Below are 22,871 nucleotides of genomic sequence, written 5' to 3'. Positions count from 1 at the left end.
CTGACTTTCTCTTTTTACTCAATAGGGTATCGACAAAAGGTCAATTCCTGAAGGAGCGATGATGATTGTCGACATCTGGAAGAGTTTTCGGGACTTGCCCGCCTGGGTACAGATCTGGTTGGTGGTGCTGCTCATCCCGACCAATCTGGCACCTCTGACGTATCTGGATCAGCCAAATGGTATTCTAATCGCAGCACTCGCAATCGGTGGGATGGCATTGAATCTTCCGATCATGCTGGCGGCACGAGGGATGAGCAAAGCGATGGCATTTCCGCATCTCATCTGTTGGGTGCCAATGGTTTTCGTCGTGATTGCAGTATTTGCAAGCGAAGCCGAACTGGCGACTGGATATGCGAAATTTCTGGTGTTTCTACTGGTTATTGACTTGATTTCGCTGGCATTTGATGTGAATGACGCAAGGGTCTGGTTCAAAAGCCGAAGCGCAAAATAAAACCCCCTCAATCCGAGGGGGTTTCGAATAACTCAGTTGTCGCAGGGCTTACTTCTGCGGCAGCGGGCCGATCATCATGATCATCTGACGGCCTTCCATCTTGGGCATGTTCTCGACCTTGCCGATTTCCTTGGTGTCCACGGCAACACGTTCCAGCAGCTCACGGCCCAGATTCTGGTGTGCCATCTCACGACCACGGAAGCGCAGAGTCACCTTTACCTTGTCGCCGTTTTCAAGGAATTTGAACACGTTGCGCATTTTGACTTCATAGTCATGCGTATCGGTGTTGGGCCGGAACTTGACCTCTTTCACCTCAATGACTTTTTGCTTTTTGCGCGCTTCGGCCTCGCGTTTCTGCGTTTCGTACTTGAATTTACCAAAGTCCATGATTTTGCAAACCGGAGGGTTTGCATTCGGCGAAATCTCGACCAGATCCAGGCCGGCTTCGTCCGCGAGTTGCATGGCTTTGGCGGGATGAACCACCCCGACATTTTCACCTTCGGCGCCGATAAGGCGAATTTCGGGGGCACGGATCTTATCATTGACGCGCGGGCCGGTGTCTCTCTGAGGCGGCGCGTTGTGAGGTCTGCGAGCTATGGGTTCATTCCTTTGATGATTGCAGAATTTCAAGCCCGGAATTTAGACTGGGCTGCGGGACGTTTCAAGCGGCATAAGTGACCACCAGCGTGAATTTCCCATGATATTCCCGCGTTTTTGCCGATCTGATGTCGCATATCAGACCGGCAAACCGGATTAGCCAACAAAGGCCTTTTCAATGACGAATTCCTTGGGGTCGGAATTTGCGCCTTCGCGCAGTCCGAAATCCTCGAGGATTTTTTTGATATCCAGGTTGAAAGCCAATGATCCGCAAACCATCGCGCGGTCCGTATCCGGCTGGATGCCGCCCTCAATCGCCAGATCAGCAAATACTGTGCCGTCTTTCAACAGCTCTGTAATGCGGCCCATCTTGGGGCTCTGTTCGCGTGTGGTGGTCGGGTAGTAACGAATCTTGTCCGCAAAACCTTCGCCCATCAGCTCAGCCAGCATTTCGTCCTGGCGAATGTCTTCGATCAGCTGACGGCCATATTCCAGCTCGGCCACTTCGCGGCAGGTATGAGTGATGATGATCTCGTCATAATCCTCATAGGTCTGCGGTTCGCGCAGCAGTGAGGCGAAGGGTGCAAAGCCGGTGCCGGTGGCAAAGAACCACAGGCGCTTACCGGGCAGCAGGGCGTCATGGACCAGCGTGCCAACCGGCTTGGGCCGCAGGATGATCTGATCGCCTGGTTTGATGTGCTGAAGTTTCGAAGTCAGCGGGCCGTCCTGTACCTTGATCGAATAGAACTCAAGCTCTTCATCCCAGGACGGTGAGGCGATGGAATAGGCGCGCAGCAAGGGTTTGCCGTTGTCACCCAACAGGCCGATCATCACAAACTCGCCCGAGCGGAACCGCAAGGACGCGGGGCGCGACACTTTGAATGAGAACAGGCTGTCAGTCCAATGCTTGACGTCTGTCACAGTCTGGGCGTCCGGCAGAACGGGGGCCTTCACGGCGGTTGCTTCGGTCACGGGTTTCATCTCTGTCATCGTTTCACTGCCGGTGGAGTAAACCGACATCTCCGTTTAATCTTTGATCCAAGTCAGGAAAAGGGGGCTTTTGCCCCTACGTTCCTATTTGAGGCTGCGAAAGGCGATTTTAGCCGCGCAGGCGGGCCTGATAGTTGTTGTCCTGCCAGTTGGCGCGAGCCACCCATTGATCTTCGGGCTGACGATCGGCCAGAGTGTCTTCAATCTCGACCTCATCAAAGCCGCTGCGCCGCGCCATGGCATACTGGTCGGCAAGGACATGACCTTTGGCGCGCAAGCGACCGGTATAGCCTTTCAGGCGCAGGGTCCGCGCGATGGTAAAGCCGCGCCCATCCGCAAAGGACGGGAAATCGACACGCACCATCTTGGCGCAGCCCAGCCGTTCGGCAAGCTCATCGGGATCCGTGTCTGAGCTGACATCCAGCGCGACCACATCATTGGCCGCGTCTTCCAGCGTGACATAGCCATCAGTCCAATCATCGGGGGCGAACCCCTCATCGGTTACGATAACGTTCATGTGTTCTCTCCGGCGCGCATCATCTTGCCATCTACAAAATGAATGCCGCATTCTTCCTTGTTCTGATCGCGCCACCGTCCGGCGCGGGGGTCTTCGCCCTGTTTGACCGGCGAAGTACAGGGCGCACAGCCGATCGAAGGGTATCCTTTGGCCACCAGCGGGTGCCTGGGCAAGTTGTTCTCTTCCATATAGGCGCGCACATCTTCGGGCGCCCAATGGGCCAGCGGGTTGACCTTGATCCGGCCTGTGCCGTCCTCGACCTCAAAGAAATCAAGCGTGGCGCGGGACCCGGCCTGAAACCGTTTGCGCCCGGTGATCCAGCCATCATATCCCAACAATGCCTGTTGCAGCGGGAAGGTCTTGCGCAGGTTGCAGCACGCATCCATGTCCCGCAGACGCAGCGCGCCATAGGGGTCGTCGCGTTGAACATCCTCGTCATCCGCGCGGATGATCTTGACGTTTAGCAACCCCAACCGCTCGCTCACCTCCTGCTGATACTCCAGCGTTTCGGTGAACAGCATCTGCGTGTCGATGAACAGCACCGGGGTCATCTTGTCGACCACGGCCGCCATATGCAGCAACACCACCGATTCCGCACCGAAACTTGAGACCAGAGCGAGATCATCGATCTCTTCCATTGCTCCGTGCATCACGTCATGCGCGCTGTGGTGGCGGAACCGGGCGTTCAACTCACTGACCCGTTCGGTCAGTTCACGTCTATCCCGGCCCAGTTCAGTCTGGATCAGATCAAGCGGCATTCGCTCGCGCCTCGGGGTAGAGGGCCGCCTTGAACGGAGCCATTCCGACACGGCGATAGGTCTCGAGGAAGGTTTCTTCGGTGCCCTCACGCTGCTCCAGATAGGTTTCGACTATGCGCTCAACGGCCGGAACGATCTCATCATAGGCAAAGCCAGGACCCGTACGATCGCCGATTGCGGCGTTTTCCGTGCCGTCACCACCCAGAGTGATCTGGTAGTTTTCGACGCCTGCACGATCCAGACCAAGAATGCCGATATGGCCGACATGGTGGTGACCACAGGCGTTGATGCAGCCCGAGATCTTGATCTTCAGGTGGCCTATATCATGCTCCAGTTTGAGGTCTTCAAACCGGGTCGCAATTTCCTGAGCAACCGGGATCGAACGCGCCGTTGCCAGCGCGCAATAGTCCATGCCGGGGCAAGCGATGATATCGCTGATCAGGCCGATATTGGCGGTCGCCAGCTCGTATTCCTTCAGCTTTGCGTGGATCGCGGGCAGGTCCGATTTGTGGACATGCGGCAGGATCACGTTCTGCTCATGGCTGATGCGCAGCTCGTCATAGGCGAACTCTTCGGCCAGATCGGCCATCACGCGCATCTGCTCGGCAGTTGCATCACCCGGCGTCGCGCCGTGTTTCTTGATCGAGATTGTCACAATCGCGTGGTCCGCATTCTTGTGCGGCGCAATGTTTGTATCCACCCACGAGCGGAAGATCGGATCATTGGTGTAGGCGCCTTCAAACGACGCAACCGACGCTTCGCGGAAGGTAGGTGCAGCGAAGTGGCCCTTGATCTCTTCCAGCAGGTTCATATCCGCGCCTTTGAACTGCGGGCGGACCTGCAGGAAACGCTCGTTCACCTTGGCGCGGATGGCGTCGATGCCGTGTTCATGCACGGTGATCTTGATGCGCGCCTTGTACTTGTTGTCACGGCGACCGATCTGGTTCCACACGGACACGGTGGCCTCAAGGTAGGCCAGCAGGTCGTCGAAGGCGACGAAGTCAGACAGCTCTTTACCGATCATGGGCGTACGGCCCAGACCGCCACCGACGATGACACGGGCACCCAGAACGCCGTCACGCTCGACCAGTTGCAGACCGATATCATGCGCCTTGATCACGGCGCGGTCATTTTCGGACCCGGTGATGGCGATCTTGAATTTGCGCGGCATGAACTGGAATTCCGGGTGGTCGGTCGACCACTGGCGCAGCAGTTCCGCATAGGGGCGCGGATCGGCGACCTCATCCGCGGCGGCACCGGCGAAATGGTCGGCGGTCACGTTGCGGATGGTGTTGCCGCTGGTCTGGATGGCGTGCATGCCAACCTCGGCCAGCGCGTCCAGCATATCCGGGACGTCCTGCAGCTTGGGCCAGTTGTACTGGATATTCTGACGCGTGGTGAAGTGGCCGTAGCCCTTGTCCCACTTTACAGCCAGCAGGGCCAGTTGGCGCATCTGCGCGCTGTTCAGCGTACCGTAGGGAATGGCGACCCGCAGCATATAGGCGTGCAGCTGCAGATACAGGCCGTTCATCAGCCGCAGCGGCTTGAACTCATCCTCGGTCAGCGAACCGTCAATGCGGCGCTCGACCTGGGCGCGGAACTGTCTGTTGCGTTCTGCCAAAAATGCTGTGTCGAACTCGGAGTAGCGATACATGATTAGCTGTCCTTAAGTGCAGCCCCGAACCTGGGGCCTTTGTAGGGGAGAGAGAGGGCCAGAGATCAGGCCCGGGGCTGCGGGGAAGTTTCCTGTTTGCCGTGGGCATAGTTGGACGGACCAGTCCGGCGGAAGTCTTCCCGAAAATGGGTTGGCTCTGGGCCGTTGTCGCCGGCGACGGCGTCAGCCAGATAGGCACCGACAATCTTGCCTGCTTGGCGTTCGGCATCCAGAAGACGGACCTGTGCGTGGGCTTCGTCTGTGATCAGCTCTGCCTCGGATAATTCACGCGACCAGCGGTCGTCCTCGGTCAGATAGATGACGTCACCTTCCAAAAGATCGTTGGCGGTTACCACTTTGGGGGTAAAAGCGCGGGCCATCAGGCGTGCTCCTTTTTGAATTCAGTCAGGGCCTTGGCTGCCTGGCGGGGGGCAAGGCCGTAAAAAGTAAGGGTGGGGCCGTCCATGTCCGAGGCGTTCAGATCGGCGGGCATGTGATCCAGCGTCGTGGTCAATATGCGCTGATAGGGACGCGACGCGTTTTCGATCAGCGTCACAGGTGTGGCTCGGTCGGCGCCGTGCATGATCAGGCGGCCCTGAATAAACCGGGCAGACTTTTTGCCCATATAGATCGCCGCCACCGAACCGGGCTGCGCCAGGGCGCTCCAATCGTGATCGGCGAAGCCCTTGATGTCGTGCCCGGTCAGGAAACGGATCGAGGAATTGCGCCCGCGGCGCGTCTGGCTTTGCCCGATGCCTGCAACAGCGGCCGAGGCTGCGGTGATGCCAGGGATAATCTGCCACGAGATGCCAGCGGCTTCGACAGCGTCGATTTCTTCGTCCAAACGACCAAATACGGTGGGGTCACCGGATTTCAGGCGCACGACCCGTTGACCCTTCAGGGCGTGCTTTACCAGCAGCGCGTCGATGTCTTCCTGTTTCCACGAGGGGCCAAACCCGGCTTTACCAACATCGACCAGAACGGCCGTTTGCCCGGCAAGGGCCAGCACCTCGGCGCTGATCAGCCGGTCATGCAGAACCACATCCGCGCGCTCGAACGCGCGCAGGGCTTTGAGCGTCAGCAATTCGGGATCACCGGGGCCCGCGCCGACAAAGTCGACATGGCCTGCGTCCTGATATGTTTGCGTCACTTGCATGTTTCGGTCCGGGTTGGTTTGACTTGACCCTCAATATAGGAAATATTCCCGGTATTGCGCCATATGCGCGCATAAATAAGAACAAGCGTTTCGCTGTGTTGGTCAAGCGATACGAAAGTTTCGAAACGAGGAAGAAATTGGAATGTCAGTGCGGATTGATGACACGGATCGGAAAATTCTGGTTGAGCTGCAGCGCGACGCCAGCCAATCGCTGGACGAAATAGCGGCCCGGGTAGGCAGTTCCAAGACGCCTGTCTGGAATCGCATCCGCAAGCTGAAAGGGGCCGGGGTGATCGGTCAGCAGACGGTATTATTGGATGCCGAGGCGCTTGGTTTTGAGGCGACGTTCTTCGTGCTGATCCGCACCTCTGAACACGAGGCGGATTGGCAGCGAAAGTTCCTCAAAGCCCTGCGGGACCGCCCCGAAGTGCAAGAGGCGCACCGGCTGGCGGGGGATATCGACTATATCCTCAAGGTGCGGGTCAAGAACGCGCGCGCCTATGACGTGTTCTATCAGACTTTGATTTCCGAGGTGCGCGTCCACAATGTGACGGCTCTGCTGTCGATGGAAGAGATCAAGTCGACGACCATGCTGCCGCTGAATGCCCTGATCGAGAACTAGCGGTCAGACCTGAACCATCAACCGCTTTAGCCCGTGAAAATGGTAGCTGTTGGAATATTCCGGTTCCGCGCTGAGCGCTAGGTTGGGACAGCGTTCGAACAGTGCCGCCAGCGCTATTCGCATTTCGAGTCGGGCCAACGGTGCTCCGACGCAGAAATGCAGACCCGCGCCAAAGCTGCTGTTGGTCAGGATGGGGCGGGTTGGATCGAACTTATGAGGTTCGGCCCAGACTTGGGGATCACGGTTCGCGGCTCCAAGCAACAAAGCGACTTCGTCACCGCGTTTAAAACTGTGCCCGAACAGGTCGATCTCTTCATAGGCATAGCGCGTGAACATATGCAGCGGGGGATCAAAGCGCAGGATTTCTTCGACGGAGGCGTCAATCGTTTCAGGCTGAAAGGCATCGGCTTTTACACCTTTTCGCAATACGGTCCTAAGCCCATTTCCCAGAGAATGAACCGTGGCCTCATGACCGGCATTCAACAGCAGAATGCAAGTTGCAACCAATTCGTCACGCGACAGTTTTTCACCATCTTCTTCAGCGGCGATCAACCGGGTAATCAGGTCATCCCGAGGGTCAGACCGGCGCTTTTCGACGTAAGACGAGAGAAAGTCGGTGAACTCTTTTGCCGAGGCCGCCGCCGCATCCTCGGTCTGGCGTGTGCGGCTGGCCTGATACATCGCCACCATGTCATGGGACCAGCGCAAAAGCTCGGGCGACATCTCTTCGGGAACGCCTAGAAGGCGGCAGATCGTAACGACCGGAACTTGCGTGCAATAGGTGTCCAGAAGATCGAAGGGCGCATCCGGAAAGGCGTCGATCAGCTTGTGGCTGAGGTCTTGGATCGTTGGTTCCAGTGCCGCAATGGCACGTGACGTAAAGGCGCGCAGGACCAGGCGTCGAAGCCGGGTGTGGCGCGGCGGCTCTGCTTCTAACAACGAATGAGATTCGACCATCAGCCAGGGGGCTAGATGCGCAGGACCTGGACGTTGCATTTCCGCCGGTACTTCGCGACCGAAACGACGGTCCTTCAGCAAGGCCTGAACCGCCCGGTGGGATACAGCAGCGTGCATCCGGTAGTCGGCCCAATACACAAGGTCGCCATGCGCGCGGGCCGCATCATAAATCGGATAAGGGTTCTGGACAAAATTCGGGTCAACAGGGGATTGATGCAAAGTCTTCATGGCGGGCACACTTGCCATGAGGCGCGTTGAATGCAAGACCCAATGTCATGCAAAGGGTATGGTTAATTTCGACATTTCTGATTGCTGTTGGGCTGCTCACTGTTGGGGTGTGGTCATACGGCTTTCGTCAGGCTTTGTCGCCGCTGAGCGATAAGGCTGAGGCCGATCTGGAATTGGCCGCCGACCGTCTGAGCACACAAATGCAGGTCTATCAGGAACTGGCCGTTTTAATGGCCAGCCATCCAGCCGTTCAAACGCTGGTCACGCCCGAGGATCGCGCAACCGCGCAGGCGGTGTTGCTGGACGTGGCAGACAAAGCCGCCGCGGTGAACATTCTCTATCTGGACCGTCAGGGCAAGGTGCTAGCCGCCGCCCACCCGGTGCTGGATCCGACAATGGCAGCCCATCCCGCATTCAGGCGTGCCCTGCAGGGTGCGATGGGCAGCGACCACGGGGTCGAGCCTGCAAGCGGCGACCGGACCTATTCTTACGCAGCCCCCGCCTTTGGGCCCACCGGAACGGTCGAAGGCGCATTGATGGTTATCGCCGATGTGCAAGATGTCGAGCAAACTTGGCGGGGCAGTACCGAGGCTATTTTCTTTGTCGACGCAGAGGGCGTGGTCTTCATCTCGAACCGTTCTGATCTGTTGTTCTGGCACCGCACCGAAGGCCAACCGGGTCTGGCTCCGCCCGAGGGGCAGACGGTCGATTTCTCGTCGAACCTGATCGGACGGCACGAGCTTTGGACCTTGAACTGGGGCCGGTATCTGCCACAGCGTGCGTTACACCTTACACTTGATCTACCGGTGATAGACATGACAGCCGAGGTGCTGGTGGATGTGGCCCCGGCGCGCCGTCTGGCGAATTTGCAAGCAGCGGCGGTCGCTGCGATCTGTCTGGCCTTCGGGGCGCTTTTGTTTATGGCAACCGAACGCCGGCGCGCGCTTGCTGAGGCCAATGCGGTGCTGGAAAGCCGCGTGACGCGCAGAACCCATGCACTTACCGCCGCGAACTCCGCCCTGCGGCGCGAGGTCCATGAACGGGAAGAGGCAGAGGTGGCGCTGAAACATGCGCAGGAAGAGCTTATACAGGCCGGGAAGTTGAGTGCGCTCGGGCAGATGTCGGCGGGCATTAGCCATGAGTTGAACCAGCCGCTGATGGCCATTCGCCAATTCGCCGAGAATGGAACGGCTTTTCTGACCAGAGGTGACGAGTCAAAAGCCGCCGAGAACCTCACCAGAATTTCCGATTTGGCCGCGCGAATGGCGCGAATTATCAAGAACCTCAGGGCTTTTGCCCGCAATGAAAACGAGCCCATGGGCAGAGTTGATCTGGTTCAGGTAATAGAAACGGCGTTGGAACTGACCGAGGCCCGGCTGAATTCGGAAAACGTTCGTATGGAATGGCAGGCTCCGGATGTCCCTATCTATGCTTGGGGTGGCGAAGTGAGATTGGTGCAGGTGTTCGTAAATCTGATTAACAACGCCGCCGATGCCATGAGTGAGCAACAACAACGCATGATCAAGATCTCGATAAACAGTGACAAGACCTTGACGGTCACAGTCAGCGACACAGGTCCGGGGATCGAGAACTCGGAGAAGCTGTTCGAGCCGTTCTATACCACCAAAGCTGTCGGTTCGTCTGAGGGCATGGGGCTGGGGCTGTCGATCTCTTATGGTCTGGTTCAAAGCTTTGGTGGTAATATTCGGGGCACCAACGCTCCGACAGGTGCGGTATTCACTGTGGAACTGGAACATTTCAGGGAAGTAGGGGCAGCATGACCCGCAAAGTGCTTTTGGTCGATGACGACTCGGCAGTGCGCGAAGCGCTGGCCCAAACGCTGGAGCTTGCCGATTATGAACCCGTAACAGCCGGGTCCTTTGTGGCGGCGAAGGATCATATCCGAGCGGATTTCGCAGGAGTGATCGTGTCGGATATCCGGATGCCTGGTCGGGACGGGTTTCACCTGTTGACCTACACCCGCGATATGGATGCTGATCTGCCTGTCATCCTGTTGACTGGAGAAGGCGACATACCAATGGCAGTGCAGGCCATGGGGCAGGGCGCATTCGACTTTTTGGAAAAGCCCTGCGCCGCGGCAGATCTGCTAAAGGTGTTGGGCAAGGCATCCGAAGCGCGAGAACATGTCCTGCAACAACGCGCAATGAAAAGCGAACTCGAACGCGGCGATCCAGCGGCACGCCTGCTGTTCGGTCTCTCATCAAAGGCCGAAGAACTGAGGGAAAGGGTTCGTACGGTAGCCCAGACAGGGGCCGAAGTTTTGGTCACCGGACCGGCTGGCAGCGGAGTGTCCAAAGTTGCCGAGGTCGTTCACCTAATGTCGCCGCAAAGTCAGGGCCCATTTGTCAAACGTCCATCCGCCGGTTTGTCGACCAGCGATCTGGTTCATGTCTGCGAAGATGCAGCCGGTGGTTCCCTTTTTCTGGACGAAATCTCGGCCATGCCCGAGGCCACGCAATATGCAGCACTGGAGATGGTTGAACAGGGTGTAGGCGCCCGAATTCTGGCGGGCACGACCACTGACCTGGCCGAATTGTCTTCGGATGGACGGTTCCTTGCGGATTTGTTCTATCGTTTGGATGTGATGCGCGTTCGCATACCGTCGCTTGCCGAGCGCCCCGAGGATATACCTGTAATCTTCCGCCACTATGTAGCACAGGCAGCCGAACAGGCCGGGATAAAGGAACCGGAAATCACGTCGGACCATCTGGCATCGCTGATGACCAGAGACTGGCCGGGCAATGCACGGTCGCTGATGTCAGCCGCAATGAGGTTTGTGCTGGGAATGCCCGAAGATGTCTCGCAGGCCGCAGAACTGGGGTTGAGCGAGCAGATGGCACGGGTCGAAAGATCTCTGCTGATTGCTGCCCTTGGCCGGCATAACGGCAAAGCATCAGAAGCCGCAAAGGCGCTAAAGCTGCCTCGCAAGACCTTTTACGACAAACTGGCGCGATATCACATTCGTCCGGAAGACTACCGTAGGTGAAAGCTCCTGCCAGCTTTTCCCGCATTGTCATGCGGTTAAGCTGTTGGGTGTAGCAGTCCGCTGACGCGGACCGTGGGAAGAGCCAAAGCCTGGTAAACGATTCGCGTTCGGCGAATCGATATTTGTGCGGAAATCCACACAATGGCGCATATATATGTGCGGATTCTCGCACGGCTTCCCGAATGGCTCGAATGGATACCAGGCAGAAAGTGCGTAACACTCAGTAAATAAATGATAAAATACTACCCGATAGTGAAGCCCACAATAAGTTGAGGGCTTGACCCTGATTCGGTTCACTCGCCGCCATGGGACGGCTTCTGCGCGTCCGGAGACGTAGTGAAGTATCTGGGAGAACTCGACTGATGAAATTTTTGACAACGGCAGCGACGGCCGTCGCTCTAACCGTAACAGCAACCGCAGGCATGGCCGCTTGTGAAGACGGCGAAATCGTCGTGAAATTCGCGCATGTGACCAATACCGATAAACATCCCAAGGGTATTGCAGCCTCGTTGCTGGAACAGCGCGTTAATGATGAGATGAACGGCGTGATGTGCATGGAGGTCTACCCGAACTCCACGCTCTATAACGACGATAAAGTCCTTGAGGCGATGTTGCAGGGCGATGTGCAACTGGCGGCCCCGTCATTGTCCAAGTTCGAGAAGTTCACCAAGCAATTCCGCCTGTTCGACCTGCCGTTCATGTTCAAGAACATTGACGCGGTAGACGCATTTCAGGCTTCGGCTGACGGTCAGGCGATGAAAGACAGCATGCAGCGCCGTGGCCTGCAGGGGCTGGCATTCTGGCACAATGGCATGAAACAGATGTCGGCCAACAAACCGCTGGTCGATCCGTCGGATGCCGATGGCCTGAAATTCCGCGTCCAATCTTCTGACGTGCTGGTCGCGCAGATGGAGGCGATTGGCGGAAGCCCGCAGAAAATGGCTTTCTCAGAGGTTTATGGCGCGTTGCAGCAAGGTGTCGTCGACGGACAGGAAAACACTTGGTCCAACATCTACGGCAAGAAGTTCTTTGAGGTTCAGGACGGTATCACTGAAACCAACCACGGTGTCATCGACTATCTGGTCGTGACATCGGTTGACTGGCTGGACAGCCTGGATCCTGCGGTGCGCGAACAGTTCCTGACCATTCTGGGCGAAGTGACAGAACAGCGGAACAAAGAATCCTTCTCGGTGAACGAGGAAGCCAAGGTCTCGATCACAAATGCGGGCGGTATCATCCGTGAACTTAACCCTGAACAGCGTCAGGCCTGGATCGACGCCATGAAACCTGTCTGGGAACAGTTCGCCGGTGACGTGGGTCAAGAAAAGATCGACGCCGCACAGGCTATCAACGCCGGGTTCTGATCCTGGTATACGCCGCGCGTCCGGGGACTGGGGAGTATTCGACGCGCAGGCAGGGTGGGCCGATTTGGCCCGCCCAAACAGCACTTATCTCAACAAAATGTGGGGACAGATAGATGTCTGGTGCGCAATCCGGCCAAGGCGGGCTGGTCGACCATATCGAAGAAACCTTGATCGCATCGTTGCTGGGCCTGATGACGGCTGTGACATTTGCCAATGTGATCGCAAGGTATTTCTTTAATTCCAATATCCTATGGGCACTAGAGCTGACGGTATTCGCCTTCGGCTGGTTGGTGCTGCTTGGGGCGTCTTATGCCGTCAAGAAACACGCTCATCTGGGAGTGGACGCCATCCTGAACATGCTCAGCCCGGCGCCTCGACGGATTTTGGCTCTGATCGCTGTAGTCTGCTGTCTGGTGTTTTCTCTGCTGATGCTAAAAGGCGCATATGACTATTGGGCCGTGTTCGCGGATCTGCCGCCCACATCGGGGCGATGGTTCCCTACCGGGTTCAACTTCGATGCGCGCAGTCAGAGCTTTTATGAGGTCGACGACATTCCGATGGTTGCCCCGCTGCGGTTTCTGGAGGATCTGATCAACTATGGCGAGGGCTATGAAAAACTGCCCAAGGTGGTGCCGTATCTGGTTCTGCCCGTGTCGATGCTACTTTTGGTGATCCGCTTTGCGCAGGTTGCGGTACAGATTTGGCGCGGCGAAGCCGATCGGATGGTCGCTAGCCACGAAGTCGAGGACGAGATTGAAGAAGTCCGCGCTCAGCAAGGAGAGCACAACTGATGGATGTCATTCTTCTGTTCTCGATGGTCGTAGGCTTGCTGTTGATCGGTGTACCGATTGCGGTGGCTCTGGGGCTCAGTTCGACCCTGTTTCTGCTGATCTATTCCGACAGTTCGCTCGCTTCGGTCGCAGGTACCTTGTTTGAGGCTTTCGAAGGGCATTTTACCCTGCTGGCGATCCCTTTCTTCATTCTGGCCTCGTCCTTCATGACCACGGGCGGCGTGGCTCGGCGCATCATCCGTTTCTCGATTGCCTGCGTGGGGCACTTGCCCGGAGGTCTGGCGATTGCGGGCGTGTTCGCCTGTATGCTGTTTGCGGCCCTGTCGGGGTCGTCTCCGGCTACGGTGGTGGCCATTGGTTCGATTGTGATCGCTGGCATGCGGCAGGTTGGCTATTCTAAGGAATTCGCCGCTGGCGTTATCTGTAACGCAGGGACGCTGGGTATTCTGATTCCGCCGTCGATCGTGATGGTGGTCTATGCCGCCGCTGTCGAAGTTTCTGTCGGGCGCATGTTCCTCGCCGGTGTGATCCCCGGCCTGTTGGCTGGGCTGATGCTGATGATTACCATCTATGTGATGGCCAAGGTCAAGAACCTACCCAAGGGTGAATGGAAAGGCTGGGGCGAAATCCTTGTCTCGGCACGCGAAGCAGGTTGGGGTCTGTTCCTGATCGTGATCATTCTGGGTGGCATCTATGGGGGTATCTTTACCCCGACCGAGGCCGCTGCGGTGGCCGCAGTCTATGCATTTTTGATTGCCAGCTTCGTCTACAAGGACATGGGTCCCCTCAGCACCGAGGGTGAGGAAAAGAATATCTCTTTGCTCAGAAAGCCTTATGCGCTGATCACGGCGATTTTTCACCCCGACACCAAGCAGACGTTGTTCGAAGCTGGGAAACTGACCGTTACCCTGCTGTTCGTTATCGCCAACGCCCTGATCCTGAAACATGTTCTAACGGATGAACAGGTACCGCAGCACATAGCAACTGCCATGCTGTCGGCAGGTCTGGGACCGGTGACTTTCCTGATCGTGGTCAATGTGATCTTGCTGATCGGCGGCCAGTTCATGGAGCCTTCGGGCCTGCTGGTTATCGTAGCACCACTGGTGTTCCCGATTGCAATCGAGCTGGGCATCGACCCGATTCACCTAGGCATCATCATGGTTGTGAACATGGAGATCGGGATGATTACACCGCCGGTCGGCTTGAACCTGTTCGTGACCTCGGGCGTGGCGGGCATGCCGATGATGGGCGTTGTCCGGGCGGCCCTGCCATTCCTGGCGGTCCTGTTCGTCTTCCTGATCATGGTGACCTATATCCCGTGGATATCCACCTTCCTGCCCAACACCTTCATGGGGCCGGAGATCATAACAAACTAGCGGGTCCAACCGCTGAGAAAAAGACCGGGCAGGGGATCTCTGCCCGGTCACTGCGTCTTGAACGGGGCGCCATGGGGATTATCTAAAGGCAGAGGACGACCTCTCCATCACGGGACAGTATCCGGGACGACCCGGACTGATCAGAGGTCTCTTCTATGCCCTGGATTATCCTGTTGTTTGCTGGCCTGCTTGAAATTGTCTGGGCCGTGGCGATGAAGCAATCTGCCGGGTTCACCCGGTTCTGGCCGACCGCCCTGATGGCGGTTTCGATGCTGGGTTCGTTCACCTTGCTGGCACTGGCCATGCGGACGCTGCCTTTGGGAACAGCCTATGTCATCTGGACGGGAATAGGAGCGGTTGGCGCGTTTACCGTCGGCATCTTGTTTTTGGGCGAAGCCCTGACCGCCACGCGGATCTGCGCGGCAGTCTTGATCATTGCCGGGATGGTGACGATGAAACTGGCCTGATCAGGCCTGTTCCAGAGCCTGAATGATGCCCGAGAAATCGTCAGCCTTCAGGCTTGCCCCGCCAACCAACGCACCATCCACGTTCGACACGGCGAAAATCTCGGCGGCGTTCGATGGCTTGACCGAGCCGCCATAAAGCAGCCGGACCGAACGCCCAACGCCTTCGCCAAAGCGCCGTTCCAGCCGCGCGCGGATAAAGTCATGCACCTGACCGATTTCATCCAGAGTGGGCACTTTGCCCGTGCCAATGGCCCAGATCGGTTCGTAGGCGACTATTAGGTTTTCGCCCGTTGCCTGATCCGGGATCGAGCCGGACATCTGACCGCCGATTATATCCAGGGTATTGGCGGCCTCGCGCTGTTCCAGGCTTTCACCGACGCAGATGATTGCCTTTAGCCCACCATTCATAGCGGCAATAGACTTAGCACGAACATCTTCATTCTGTTCACCATGGTCTTCGCGGCGTTCAGAATGGCCAAGAATGACGGCTGACGCTCCGGCGTCGACCAGCATCTGGGCGCTAATGTCACCTGTATGCGCGCCCGAGTTTGCCGCGTGGCAATCCTGACCGCCTATCTGGATGTTTCCGCCCGGGACCTTCTCTTTGGCCCGATGGATCAAGGTGGCAGGTGGGCAGATCAGAATATCAACTGCCGGGGCAGCATGCATGTGAGAAAGGGCCTGAAGCTCGCTCAAGTCGGCAGCATTACCATTCATCTTCCAGTTTCCAGCCGCCAGTTTACGCCGCATATCGCGTCCCCTTGAAATAAATCGGTTTTCTGGTGACCGGATATCATTGCCAGTCAGGTCTGACAATTCCGGTTGCAGAGCCCGTTGCAAAACGGCAGTTTCCGCCGCGATGAGGAATGAGCAATATGATCGAACATCTTGATCTTGAAAAACTGGATCGGTGCGACACGGCGGAATTGGCCAAATTGACCCGCGCCGTCGGTGAAGTTGGGTTTCTGACCGTGTCCAATACTGGTATCTCCGCCTGTCGGGTGGAACGGGTCATCTCGGCATATCACGCATTCTTCCGGCTGCCAGAGGCCGAGAAACGGCGCGTTGATATGGCTGTGACCGGGTCCAACCGTGGGTGGGGCGCCTCGCGCTCGGAACAGGTAGATCCAGCTGCAAATCCTGACTTCAAAGAGGTGTTCGATTGCGGATACGAGCTAGCTGAGACCAATAGGTACTTTGGCAAGAACCTCTCGGTTTATGCCCCGAACCAATGGCCGGAAGCTGTGCCCGAGTTTCGATCAATCATCGAGGCCTATTATGGTGACGCTTGTTCGGTTGCCATGCGGGTGTTGCGCGCCATTTCGGTGGCATTGGGCAAGGATGCCAACAGCTTTGACACTGCCTTCGACACGCCCATGGCCCTGTTGCGCGGCAATTATTACCCGCAAAGGCCAGTCTGGGCAGGCGAAAAGGATTTCGGTATCGGAGCGCACACTGATTATGGCTGTCTGACTCTGCTGGCCACCGATGGTCGAGCCGGGTTAGAGGTACAGATGCCGGACCAGAGTTGGGCTCAGGTCCAAGCGCAGCCCGGAACATTCATTATCAATTTTGGGGAGATGCTGGAGCTCTGGACGGCAGGGGCGGTCAAGGCAACTCTGCACCGTGTGATCGGTGGATCTGCTGAAAGGCTGTCGGTTCCTTTGTTCTTCAACCCGTCTTATGACACCAATGTTGCCCCGCCACATTCAGAGAATGTCATCCAGGCAGGAGAGCACTTGACGCGTCGGTTCAACGAGACCTATGTGCACTTGCAGGCAGCGTCTTAAGGCTGAGTTGCAATGCTTTCGTCGAACTTGATGGATTCTCCGCAACCGCAGGCATCTACAACATTCGGGTTGCGGAACTTGAAACCGGATTCAAGTAACGAGACCTCATAGTCGATCTCTGTTCCAAACAGGAACATCTGTGCCATCGGGGCGATCATGATCCGCGCGCCGTCCTGCTCGACCACTTCATCATTGGTGTCAGGCTGGTCGACATAGTCCATGGTGTATTCCATCCCGGCACAGCCGCCTTTCTTGACGCCAATACGCAAACCAGCATGACCGCCCGAAGTCATCAGGCGGGCAATCTGCTCTGCAGCCTTTGGTGTCATTGTTACGGCCTGTTTGCCGGGGATGCCGAACATCATGATCTCCGTCGTTGTTCGTAGTTGCTAATGTAGTGCCCCGAGGCATCAGGCTCAAGACATAGCAGGTTTTCTTACCTAAGTTTTCCTGTCGGAATAGTTTTTCTACCTCAGCGGGTAAGCAAAGCTTGCTTTGCAAATTACACTCGTCATAGCCTGACCCATGATCCACTTTTGGAAAATATTTGAGGCTGAATAGCATGAAAAGACTTTGGTTTAGAAAAAAAGATATTCTTACAATTCCTTCTCTGATGCTCTCTGTGTTTTTGGCTCAGACGGCGATCGCAGAAGAAAAGCAACATCCGGTAAACTGTGCAACGGCAGAAGGTGATTTGCGCGCGATTGCAACCGAACGAAAACATGCGGAGGAAGAGCAGGCCAAAAGTGTAATTGCCATTACACCTGCTGGGGCGCTTCTAGGCCTTGTGACTGGAACCGAAAAGAAAAAACTAACTATGTTATCAGGAGATTACATACAGAAGCTTAACCAGAGGTCGGACGAAATCAAATCGACCTGCGGAATTCAATAACAGCAGGCCTTCGCACTTGGCCTTACATAAATCCAAGTTCCAGGCGCGCTTCGTCTGACATCATTTCCATGCCCCAGGGGGGCTCCCAGGTCAGTTCCACGTCAACTTCTTTTACGCCGGCCACGGGTTCGATTGCCTCGACGATCCACCCAGGCATTTCGCCGGCAACCGGGCAGCCGGGCGCGGTCAGTGTCATGATGACCTTGACCGCGTTTTCCTGGGTGATGTCGATCGTATAGATCAGACCCAGATCATAGATGTTTACAGGGATTTCGGGGTCATAAACCGTTCGGCAGGCGTCGACCACCGGCTCATAAAGAGGGTGTTCAATCGTTGAAGGGGCAATAAGAGGTGTGCCTTCAAACTGTTCGCTCGGATGAGTCATTCGTGCCTCGGGTTTGTTACCTGACGAATTATATAGGGAAAGCCTCGGGCAGCGTCCAGAGGCACAATGACACCCCCTTAAGGGGTGCCATACGAGTTTAGTCGTTTATGTCATGCCTGAACTTCTTCACCTGGCCATGGGGCAGAGCAAAGACGCGGCGCAGGATCAGCCAGGCAATCAGCGACAAAGTCGCAAAGATCATAAGCAGGATCGGCAGCGACGGTACTATGCCAGGGATTGCCAACAGAATACCCGTCAGCCCGGCCCCGATGGCAAAACCCAGAAAGATGAACCCAGGTAGGACTATTTCGAGGATGCCCAAAGCCAACGCGCCAGCCAGCCATAGCCACCATGTTAACCAAAAGGGATCAGCCATTATGTACGTCCTTTCAACATGTTGAAGGCGTTTCCGAAAGCTTCAAGCGCATTGGCAGGTACAACGATAGTCTGCGAGCCATTGCCGGTGCCCAGCGTGTTCAATGCCTCAACCTGTTTCAATGCAACCTGGTACTGAGCCGCTTCGATACCGTTTTCCTTAATCGCCTGGGCAACAACACTGGTTGCATAGGCTTCGGCTTCGGCTTGAATGCGGCGCGCTTTGGCCGTTTGTTCTGCCGCATAGAGTTCGGCGTCGGCCTGAAGCTCAACAGAGCGTTTCTTGCCCTCGGCCTCGGTTACCTGCGCGCGGCGCGCGCGTTCAGCATTCAACTGTTGCAGCATCGCGTCACGGGTCGCCTGATCGAGGTTAACGTCCAAAATCTCGGCGCGCGTCACTTCGATCCCCCAGTCATCCACTGCGGTTTCGACGCTTCCTTGAATCTGAGTGATCAGTTGAGCACGGTTCGACTGAACTTCGTCCAGGTCCATCTTGCCGATTTCCGCCCGGACGATACCGGCAACGGTCGTCGCGATAGCACCATCTACATCGCGGATGCGGTAGACTGTCTTTTCCGGCTCTAGGATGCGGTAAAAGACCGAAGTGTCGATTTGGACCAGAACGTTATCTTTGGTGATTGCGTCCTGCGTTGCATTGGGAAGCTGGCGTTCCAGAATGGATATCTTGTGCCGCGCAACATCCAGTAAAGGAACGATAAAGTTGATCCCAGGGCCAAGCACCGAATGCAAGCGCCCGAACCGTTCGACCACATACTTTTCTGATTGCGGCACGATTTTAATGCCTTTTAGCGTGATGATGACGATCAATGCCGCCGCGAGCAGGTAAATTATGTTCGAAGAAAGCAATCCAATGATTTGGTCTTCGGTCATATCTGTCCTCTTTTATTGTGTACGATAGTATACATTTGGGGGTTGAATCGCCCTTTTTCAACTCTGGTATGGAGGGATTGTGCTTGGATTCAAAACGCTGATCCATGGATTTTGGTTAGTTTTTGCTATTGTGACCGCTTTGCATCCCCTCGCGTTTGCGCTATCGGGCTGGGATGAAACTGATTATTGATACAGACCCCGGCATCGACGATGCGATGGCCATTGCATATGCCGCTGCAGCCCCCGAGATTGACTTGATCGGCCTGACGACCGTTTTTGGCAACACCCACGTTCATCAATCCAGCCGCAATGCACGGTTTTTGATGGATAAACTTGGGTTGGACATTCCCGTCGCCCAAGGCGCGGCCTACCCACAGGGAACAGGGCACCACGCACCGTCCGAACATGTTCACGGTCCCGAAGGTTTTGGGGATATTACCGATATCCCGGAAATCGGGGCGAACCATGATTTGAATGCCACGGAATTCCTGGTGGAAATGGCGCGCCGCCACAAGGGAGAGCTGACGGTTTGTGCAATCGGCCCCTTGACTAATATTGCTGCGGCGATGCGTTTGGACCCTGAGTTTTCGCAGAACATCAAACAGTTGGTGATCATGGGTGGGGCGGTTTTCTGCCCAGGAAACATCACGGAACATGCCGAAGCAAACATCTATCACGATGCCCTTGCCGCAAATGAAGTGTTTGCAGCACCCCCGGCGACCGTTGTGGTTGGTTTGGATGTCACTTTGAAAACGCTGTACAAAAGTGCGGATTTTGACGGTCTGGCCCAACGCTCGCCCGATATGGGGGCTTTCCTGCGTGACATCTCGGTATTTTACCTGAAATTCTACAAGGATATCGGCGGGTTGGAGGGCTGCGGCCTGCATGACTCGACTGCTGTGATCGCCTGCACCCATGGCACGATGTTCGAGATGGTCGAAACCGGGGTTGAGGTAATTGTGGGTGGTACGGAATCCGGCGCTACGCGTCCGGTCTCAACGCGACCGGCTGTGCTGGTATGTCGGGATGTTGACGGGGCAGGGGTTGTTGATCTGTTTACCCGGCAGGTTGCCTCTTTACCCTGACAACTTGCAATGGCTGAGCAGATCGGGCAAATCCTGCCCGGTTCAGCGACCCAAGGATGCCCAATGACAGACCGTTTCTCATTTGACCTGAAGGCCACCGACGGCAAGGCCCGCGCCGGAGTGATCCACACGCCGCGTGGCGAGGTGCGTACCCCGGCGTTCATGCCAGTGGGGACTGCTGCGACGGTCAAAGCGATGATGCCGGAAAGTGTTCGTGCAACCGGTGCCGATATCTTGTTGGGGAACACCTATCACCTGATGCTGCGCCCTACGGCCGAGCGCATTGACCGTTTGGGTGGGTTGCATAAATTTATGAACTGGGATCGCCCGATCCTGACGGATTCCGGTGGATTTCAGGTCATGTCCCTGGCTGGTCTGCGCAAACTGACCGAAAAGGGCGTGACCTTCAAATCTCATGTCGATGGGTCCAAGCACGAGCTGACCCCGGAACGCTCGATGGAGATACAGCGCTTGCTGGGTTCAGACATCGTGATGTGTTTTGACGAATGTCCAGCCCTACCCGCAGATCGAGATCGAATTGCTGAATCAATGCGCTTGTCGATGCGATGGGCCGATCGATCGCGACAGGCTTTCGGCGACCGTCCTGGACATGCGTTGTTTGGGATCATGCAAGGCGGGCTGGAACAGGATTTACGCGAAGAAAGTGCCGAGGCGCTGAAAGCGATCGGATTCGAAGGTTACGCGGTTGGCGGTCTGGCCGTGGGCGAAGGTCAGGAGGCCATGTTTGGTTGCCTCGACTACGCTCCTGACTTTCTGCCAGCCGACAGACCGCGCTATTTGATGGGCGTTGGAAAGCCTGACGATATTGTCGGAGCTGTCGCCCGCGGGATCGACATGATGGATTGTGTCTTACCCTCACGGTCCGGTCGCACAGGACAGGTGTTTACTCGTTACGGCGTGGTCAACATAAAGAATGCCCGCCACGCCGATGACCCGCGCCCGCTGGATGAGGCCTGCTCATGCCCGGCTTGTTCGAACTACTCTCGCGCCTATCTACACCATGTGTTCCGCTCGAACGAGATGATCTCGGGCATGCTGCTGACCTGGCATAATCTGCACTATTTCCAAGAAATCATGCAGGGTATGCGCGATGCCATTGCTGCTGGTACATTCGATGCCTGGCAGGCGACCTTCCATGCGCAGCGCGCGCAAGGGGATATTGAACAGATTTAGGTTCAGCGCCTTTTCAGTCGACCTAACAAGACACCAGATTGAGGGCGCTTTATCTGCGTTTACCGAACAGCCAGCGCTTCTTTTGTGGTTTTGCATCGAGGTCGTAGCCAAACCCTTCGAAAAAGCTACGAACTTCTGGGGTCAACATCCCACGGCCACTTGCATATTGAGGCAGGTCGAAGCCACCGCCATAGTTCAGCTCGACAACGACCGGACCAGACTCGGTTATAGCGATGTCGGTCGACTGGTATCGAATTGGCTGAAAGGTTCTTGCAGCACGGTCATTTATTTCGATCAATTCGTCCCAAAAAGGCAGTTTCAAGCCCATTAAACCGGGGTTGTCAGGATGGTCATCCAGGAATTCTGTTTCCATCTTGGCGCGACGCGCGACGGTTTCGATAACACCGGTTTCGATATTGATCGAACAAGCAAGGTTCCCCGGTCTCCAGAAGGCGTCCGCAATATTGGGGCCCTGCGGAAGTTTAATAACGGCAACTGGGCAAAAGACGTCGTTTTCTCTTACCAGAGTAACCATTCGCACCGTTGCAAGGGCTGAAGCGTAGTCTTGGATTGCAGAGTGATTTTTGAGCAAAGGTTGCACGACATATGAATTCTGCCCAACGAACTCGTCTAGGAATGCCTCATAGGTGATCGGCGGTTGGCCCGCACAAGTGATAGTGGATTGATCCGCGTCCTCGATCAAAAAGGCCCCAAAGCTTACCATCCCCTCGACGATCTTTCCAAAAAGCCCACCTTCCAGATGGTTGCAAACGAGATCGCGCAACGCCTCAGGAGTGTTGATTTTCGTAACCCCGGGGTAGTGTCGGTTCGAACGGTCGATGACGCCAACGGTTTCCGGGACAGGTACACCCGCTGTTTCAAGCAAAGTAGAAGCCAGTATCTTGTCTTCTGCGGCACTGTTCCAACCATGATGGTTACACTTGTGGGCGATGGGCCAATGGAGATCATTGGAGATGTATGCCGCGCGTTCGGCGTCGGTAAAGCGGTCTTCGTGATGAAGGCCATTGCGCACATACTCGACCATATTCAAACGGCTGGGAGGCTTTGCCATTTGATTGAAGCTCCGTTGGACTTGTAAAACAGAGCGCCCAGAGCTTTTGGCGGCATGCGCTAAAAGAGTCGCATGATCGGAGTCGCGGGCAGATAAGTACCGTTGATGGTCGGATTCCGCAGCATTGGTATTTTTTGGATTTGTCATCTCTACGACTCACAGTAATCGATCAGAAGTTGGGGTATGCAATCATATTGTTTGCAATGATGGCAGGCTTTGGGCAGTTGCCTGTTAGATAGTGTTGTACTTTTG

26 protein-coding genes are annotated in these 22,871 nt (G+C 56.1%); 12 read left to right on the top strand and 14 right to left on the bottom strand.

Annotated elements, in window-relative coordinates:
• Positions 1-61: 61 nt before the first annotated feature.
• Positions 62-451 carry a hypothetical protein gene (locus tag AC2FJW_RS01445; protein ID WP_496749016.1) on the top strand — a complete coding sequence of 130 codons (390 nt, stop codon included), beginning with the start codon at positions 62-64 and terminating at the stop codon, positions 449-451.
• Positions 452-499: 48 nt separating this feature from the next.
• Here AC2FJW_RS01445 and infC read toward each other — a convergent pair whose 3' ends face one another.
• From infC to cobA, 7 genes are all read right to left on the bottom strand, one after another.
• Positions 500-1,081, bottom strand: a complete 582-nt coding sequence (gene infC, locus AC2FJW_RS01440) for a translation initiation factor IF-3 (protein ID WP_246097134.1) — start codon at positions 1,079-1,081, stop codon at positions 500-502.
• A gap of 123 nt (positions 1,082-1,204) precedes the next feature.
• Positions 1,205-2,038, bottom strand: a complete 834-nt coding sequence (locus tag AC2FJW_RS01435) for a ferredoxin--NADP reductase (RefSeq protein ID WP_496695304.1) — start codon at positions 2,036-2,038, stop codon at positions 1,205-1,207.
• A gap of 109 nt (positions 2,039-2,147) precedes the next feature.
• A complete protein-coding gene (locus AC2FJW_RS01430; RefSeq protein WP_496695306.1) occupies positions 2,148-2,555 on the bottom strand; it encodes a DUF934 domain-containing protein in 408 nt (135 codons plus the stop codon).
• Complete coding sequence (locus AC2FJW_RS01425; protein WP_496749015.1) at positions 2,552-3,313, bottom strand: phosphoadenylyl-sulfate reductase; 762 nt, start codon at positions 3,311-3,313, stop codon at positions 2,552-2,554. The genes AC2FJW_RS01430 and AC2FJW_RS01425 overlap by 4 nt, the downstream gene beginning before the upstream one ends.
• Complete coding sequence (locus tag AC2FJW_RS01420; RefSeq protein WP_496749014.1) at positions 3,303-4,967, bottom strand: nitrite/sulfite reductase; 1,665 nt, start codon at positions 4,965-4,967, stop codon at positions 3,303-3,305. Before AC2FJW_RS01420 ends, AC2FJW_RS01425 begins: the two co-directional genes overlap by 11 nt.
• 65 nt (positions 4,968-5,032) lie before the next feature.
• Complete coding sequence (locus AC2FJW_RS01415; RefSeq protein WP_496749013.1) at positions 5,033-5,347, bottom strand: DUF2849 domain-containing protein; 315 nt, start codon at positions 5,345-5,347, stop codon at positions 5,033-5,035.
• On the bottom strand, positions 5,347-6,123 hold the full coding sequence (cobA, locus tag AC2FJW_RS01410; RefSeq protein ID WP_496749012.1) for a uroporphyrinogen-III C-methyltransferase: 777 nt from the start codon (positions 6,121-6,123) through the stop codon (positions 5,347-5,349). Before cobA ends, AC2FJW_RS01415 begins: the two co-directional genes overlap by 1 nt.
• Positions 6,124-6,265: 142 nt before the next feature.
• On the opposite strand from cobA, the gene AC2FJW_RS01405 reads away from it, so the two are divergent.
• Entirely contained in the window at positions 6,266-6,745 is a 480-nt protein-coding gene (locus AC2FJW_RS01405) for an Lrp/AsnC family transcriptional regulator (protein WP_142634084.1), read from the top strand.
• A gap of 3 nt (positions 6,746-6,748) precedes the next feature.
• Here AC2FJW_RS01405 and AC2FJW_RS01400 read toward each other — a convergent pair whose 3' ends face one another.
• Positions 6,749-7,930: a cytochrome P450 gene (locus tag AC2FJW_RS01400; protein ID WP_496749011.1), complete on the bottom strand. Its 1,182-nt coding sequence runs from the start codon at positions 7,928-7,930 to the stop codon at positions 6,749-6,751.
• Between the two features lie 47 nt (positions 7,931-7,977).
• Here AC2FJW_RS01400 and AC2FJW_RS01395 point away from each other — a divergent pair, with 47 nt between their 5' ends.
• The 6 genes from AC2FJW_RS01395 (at position 7,978) to AC2FJW_RS01370 (ending at position 14,935) form a co-directional block, all read left to right on the top strand.
• A complete protein-coding gene (locus AC2FJW_RS01395) occupies positions 7,978-9,711 on the top strand; it encodes a sensor histidine kinase (protein ID WP_496749010.1) in 1,734 nt (577 codons plus the stop codon).
• Positions 9,708-10,937, top strand: coding sequence for a sigma-54-dependent transcriptional regulator (locus AC2FJW_RS01390; protein ID WP_271946867.1), 1,230 nt, complete (start codon positions 9,708-9,710; stop codon positions 10,935-10,937). Before AC2FJW_RS01395 ends, AC2FJW_RS01390 begins: the two co-directional genes overlap by 4 nt.
• Before the next feature lie 362 nt (positions 10,938-11,299).
• On the top strand, positions 11,300-12,301 hold the full coding sequence (locus tag AC2FJW_RS01385; RefSeq protein WP_496679567.1) for a DctP family TRAP transporter solute-binding subunit: 1,002 nt from the start codon (positions 11,300-11,302) through the stop codon (positions 12,299-12,301).
• Positions 12,302-12,414: 113 nt separating this feature from the next.
• On the top strand, positions 12,415-13,092 hold the full coding sequence (locus tag AC2FJW_RS01380; protein ID WP_496691312.1) for a TRAP transporter small permease: 678 nt from the start codon (positions 12,415-12,417) through the stop codon (positions 13,090-13,092).
• Positions 13,092-14,468, top strand: coding sequence for a TRAP transporter large permease (locus AC2FJW_RS01375; protein WP_271946870.1), 1,377 nt, complete (start codon positions 13,092-13,094; stop codon positions 14,466-14,468). The genes AC2FJW_RS01380 and AC2FJW_RS01375 overlap by 1 nt, the downstream gene beginning before the upstream one ends.
• Positions 14,469-14,623: 155 nt before the next feature.
• Positions 14,624-14,935, top strand: coding sequence for a DMT family transporter (locus tag AC2FJW_RS01370; RefSeq protein ID WP_281994682.1), 312 nt, complete (start codon positions 14,624-14,626; stop codon positions 14,933-14,935).
• On the opposite strand, the gene tpiA is transcribed toward AC2FJW_RS01370, so the two are convergent.
• Positions 14,936-15,685, bottom strand: coding sequence for a triose-phosphate isomerase (tpiA, locus tag AC2FJW_RS01365; protein WP_496704700.1), 750 nt, complete (start codon positions 15,683-15,685; stop codon positions 14,936-14,938).
• 116 nt (positions 15,686-15,801) lie between these two features.
• Here tpiA and AC2FJW_RS01360 point away from each other — a divergent pair, with 116 nt between their 5' ends.
• Positions 15,802-16,725 (top strand): isopenicillin N synthase family dioxygenase, encoded by a 924-nt coding sequence (locus AC2FJW_RS01360; protein WP_496749009.1) that lies wholly within the window; start codon positions 15,802-15,804, stop codon positions 16,723-16,725.
• On the opposite strand, the gene AC2FJW_RS01355 is transcribed toward AC2FJW_RS01360, so the two are convergent.
• Positions 16,722-17,087, bottom strand: a complete 366-nt coding sequence (locus AC2FJW_RS01355; RefSeq protein ID WP_142634067.1) for a HesB/IscA family protein — start codon at positions 17,085-17,087, stop codon at positions 16,722-16,724. The two genes, AC2FJW_RS01360 and AC2FJW_RS01355, sit on opposite strands and share 4 nt — an antisense overlap.
• A gap of 200 nt (positions 17,088-17,287) precedes the next feature.
• Here AC2FJW_RS01355 and AC2FJW_RS01350 point away from each other — a divergent pair, with 200 nt between their 5' ends.
• Positions 17,288-17,617 (top strand): hypothetical protein, encoded by a 330-nt coding sequence (locus tag AC2FJW_RS01350; protein ID WP_496749008.1) that lies wholly within the window; start codon positions 17,288-17,290, stop codon positions 17,615-17,617.
• A 22-nt stretch (positions 17,618-17,639) separates the two neighbouring features.
• Here AC2FJW_RS01350 and AC2FJW_RS01345 read toward each other — a convergent pair whose 3' ends face one another.
• From AC2FJW_RS01345 to AC2FJW_RS01335, 3 genes are all read right to left on the bottom strand, one after another.
• A complete protein-coding gene (locus AC2FJW_RS01345) occupies positions 17,640-18,002 on the bottom strand; it encodes an SUF system Fe-S cluster assembly protein (RefSeq protein WP_142634063.1) in 363 nt (120 codons plus the stop codon).
• Positions 18,003-18,099: 97 nt separating this feature from the next.
• A complete protein-coding gene (locus AC2FJW_RS01340) occupies positions 18,100-18,378 on the bottom strand; it encodes an NfeD family protein (RefSeq protein ID WP_142634061.1) in 279 nt (92 codons plus the stop codon).
• Positions 18,378-19,268, bottom strand: a complete 891-nt coding sequence (locus AC2FJW_RS01335) for an SPFH domain-containing protein (protein ID WP_142634059.1) — start codon at positions 19,266-19,268, stop codon at positions 18,378-18,380. The genes AC2FJW_RS01340 and AC2FJW_RS01335 overlap by 1 nt, the downstream gene beginning before the upstream one ends.
• A gap of 173 nt (positions 19,269-19,441) precedes the next feature.
• Between AC2FJW_RS01335 and AC2FJW_RS01330 the strand changes: the two genes are divergently transcribed.
• Positions 19,442-20,353, top strand: a complete 912-nt coding sequence (locus AC2FJW_RS01330) for a nucleoside hydrolase (protein ID WP_496749007.1) — start codon at positions 19,442-19,444, stop codon at positions 20,351-20,353.
• A 63-nt stretch (positions 20,354-20,416) separates the two neighbouring features.
• Positions 20,417-21,547, top strand: coding sequence for a tRNA guanosine(34) transglycosylase Tgt (gene tgt / locus AC2FJW_RS01325; RefSeq protein WP_142634055.1), 1,131 nt, complete (start codon positions 20,417-20,419; stop codon positions 21,545-21,547).
• 49 nt (positions 21,548-21,596) lie between these two features.
• On the opposite strand, the gene AC2FJW_RS01320 is transcribed toward tgt, so the two are convergent.
• Complete coding sequence (locus AC2FJW_RS01320; RefSeq protein ID WP_496749006.1) at positions 21,597-22,766, bottom strand: sugar-transfer associated ATP-grasp domain-containing protein; 1,170 nt, start codon at positions 22,764-22,766, stop codon at positions 21,597-21,599.
• Positions 22,767-22,871: the final 105 nt, after the last annotated feature.

The sequence above is a fragment of the Ruegeria sp. CDSA020 genome (assembly GCF_059612345.1).
The sequence above is the reverse complement of the archived record's forward strand: the minus strand, read 5'-3'. Positions and strand labels throughout refer to the sequence as shown.

Bases quoted from the DNA above. Each gene is read 5' to 3' on its own strand.
- AC2FJW_RS01370 (WP_281994682.1), top strand. From the start codon at position 14,624: ATGCCCTGGATTATCCTGTTGTTTGCTGGCCTGCTTGAAATTGTCTGG.
- AC2FJW_RS01430 (WP_496695306.1), bottom strand. From the start codon at position 2,555: ATGAACGTTATCGTAACCGATGAGGGGTTCGCCCCCGATGATTGGACT.
- AC2FJW_RS01425 (WP_496749015.1), bottom strand. From the start codon at position 3,313: ATGCCGCTTGATCTGATCCAGACTGAACTGGGCCGGGATAGACGTGAA.
- AC2FJW_RS01345 (WP_142634063.1), bottom strand. From the start codon at position 18,002: ATGACTCATCCGAGCGAACAGTTTGAAGGCACACCTCTTATTGCCCCT.
- AC2FJW_RS01320 (WP_496749006.1), bottom strand. From the start codon at position 22,766: ATGACAAATCCAAAAAATACCAATGCTGCGGAATCCGACCATCAACGG.
- AC2FJW_RS01360 (WP_496749009.1), top strand. From the start codon at position 15,802: ATGAGCAATATGATCGAACATCTTGATCTTGAAAAACTGGATCGGTGC.
- AC2FJW_RS01355 (WP_142634067.1), bottom strand. From the start codon at position 17,087: ATGTTCGGCATCCCCGGCAAACAGGCCGTAACAATGACACCAAAGGCT.
- AC2FJW_RS01405 (WP_142634084.1), top strand. From the start codon at position 6,266: ATGTCAGTGCGGATTGATGACACGGATCGGAAAATTCTGGTTGAGCTG.
- AC2FJW_RS01385 (WP_496679567.1), top strand. From the start codon at position 11,300: ATGAAATTTTTGACAACGGCAGCGACGGCCGTCGCTCTAACCGTAACA.
- AC2FJW_RS01420 (WP_496749014.1), bottom strand. From the start codon at position 4,967: ATGTATCGCTACTCCGAGTTCGACACAGCATTTTTGGCAGAACGCAAC.
- cobA (WP_496749012.1), bottom strand. From the start codon at position 6,123: ATGCAAGTGACGCAAACATATCAGGACGCAGGCCATGTCGACTTTGTC.
- tpiA (WP_496704700.1), bottom strand. From the start codon at position 15,685: ATGCGGCGTAAACTGGCGGCTGGAAACTGGAAGATGAATGGTAATGCT.
- AC2FJW_RS01340 (WP_142634061.1), bottom strand. From the start codon at position 18,378: ATGGCTGATCCCTTTTGGTTAACATGGTGGCTATGGCTGGCTGGCGCG.
- AC2FJW_RS01350 (WP_496749008.1), top strand. From the start codon at position 17,288: ATGAAAAGACTTTGGTTTAGAAAAAAAGATATTCTTACAATTCCTTCT.
- AC2FJW_RS01395 (WP_496749010.1), top strand. From the start codon at position 7,978: ATGCAAAGGGTATGGTTAATTTCGACATTTCTGATTGCTGTTGGGCTG.
- tgt (WP_142634055.1), top strand. From the start codon at position 20,417: ATGACAGACCGTTTCTCATTTGACCTGAAGGCCACCGACGGCAAGGCC.
- AC2FJW_RS01415 (WP_496749013.1), bottom strand. From the start codon at position 5,347: ATGGCCCGCGCTTTTACCCCCAAAGTGGTAACCGCCAACGATCTTTTG.
- AC2FJW_RS01400 (WP_496749011.1), bottom strand. From the start codon at position 7,930: ATGAAGACTTTGCATCAATCCCCTGTTGACCCGAATTTTGTCCAGAAC.
- AC2FJW_RS01330 (WP_496749007.1), top strand. From the start codon at position 19,442: ATGAAACTGATTATTGATACAGACCCCGGCATCGACGATGCGATGGCC.
- AC2FJW_RS01380 (WP_496691312.1), top strand. From the start codon at position 12,415: ATGTCTGGTGCGCAATCCGGCCAAGGCGGGCTGGTCGACCATATCGAA.
- AC2FJW_RS01435 (WP_496695304.1), bottom strand. From the start codon at position 2,038: ATGACAGAGATGAAACCCGTGACCGAAGCAACCGCCGTGAAGGCCCCC.
- AC2FJW_RS01390 (WP_271946867.1), top strand. From the start codon at position 9,708: ATGACCCGCAAAGTGCTTTTGGTCGATGACGACTCGGCAGTGCGCGAA.
- AC2FJW_RS01375 (WP_271946870.1), top strand. From the start codon at position 13,092: ATGGATGTCATTCTTCTGTTCTCGATGGTCGTAGGCTTGCTGTTGATC.
- AC2FJW_RS01335 (WP_142634059.1), bottom strand. From the start codon at position 19,268: ATGACCGAAGACCAAATCATTGGATTGCTTTCTTCGAACATAATTTAC.
- AC2FJW_RS01445 (WP_496749016.1), top strand. From the start codon at position 62: ATGATTGTCGACATCTGGAAGAGTTTTCGGGACTTGCCCGCCTGGGTA.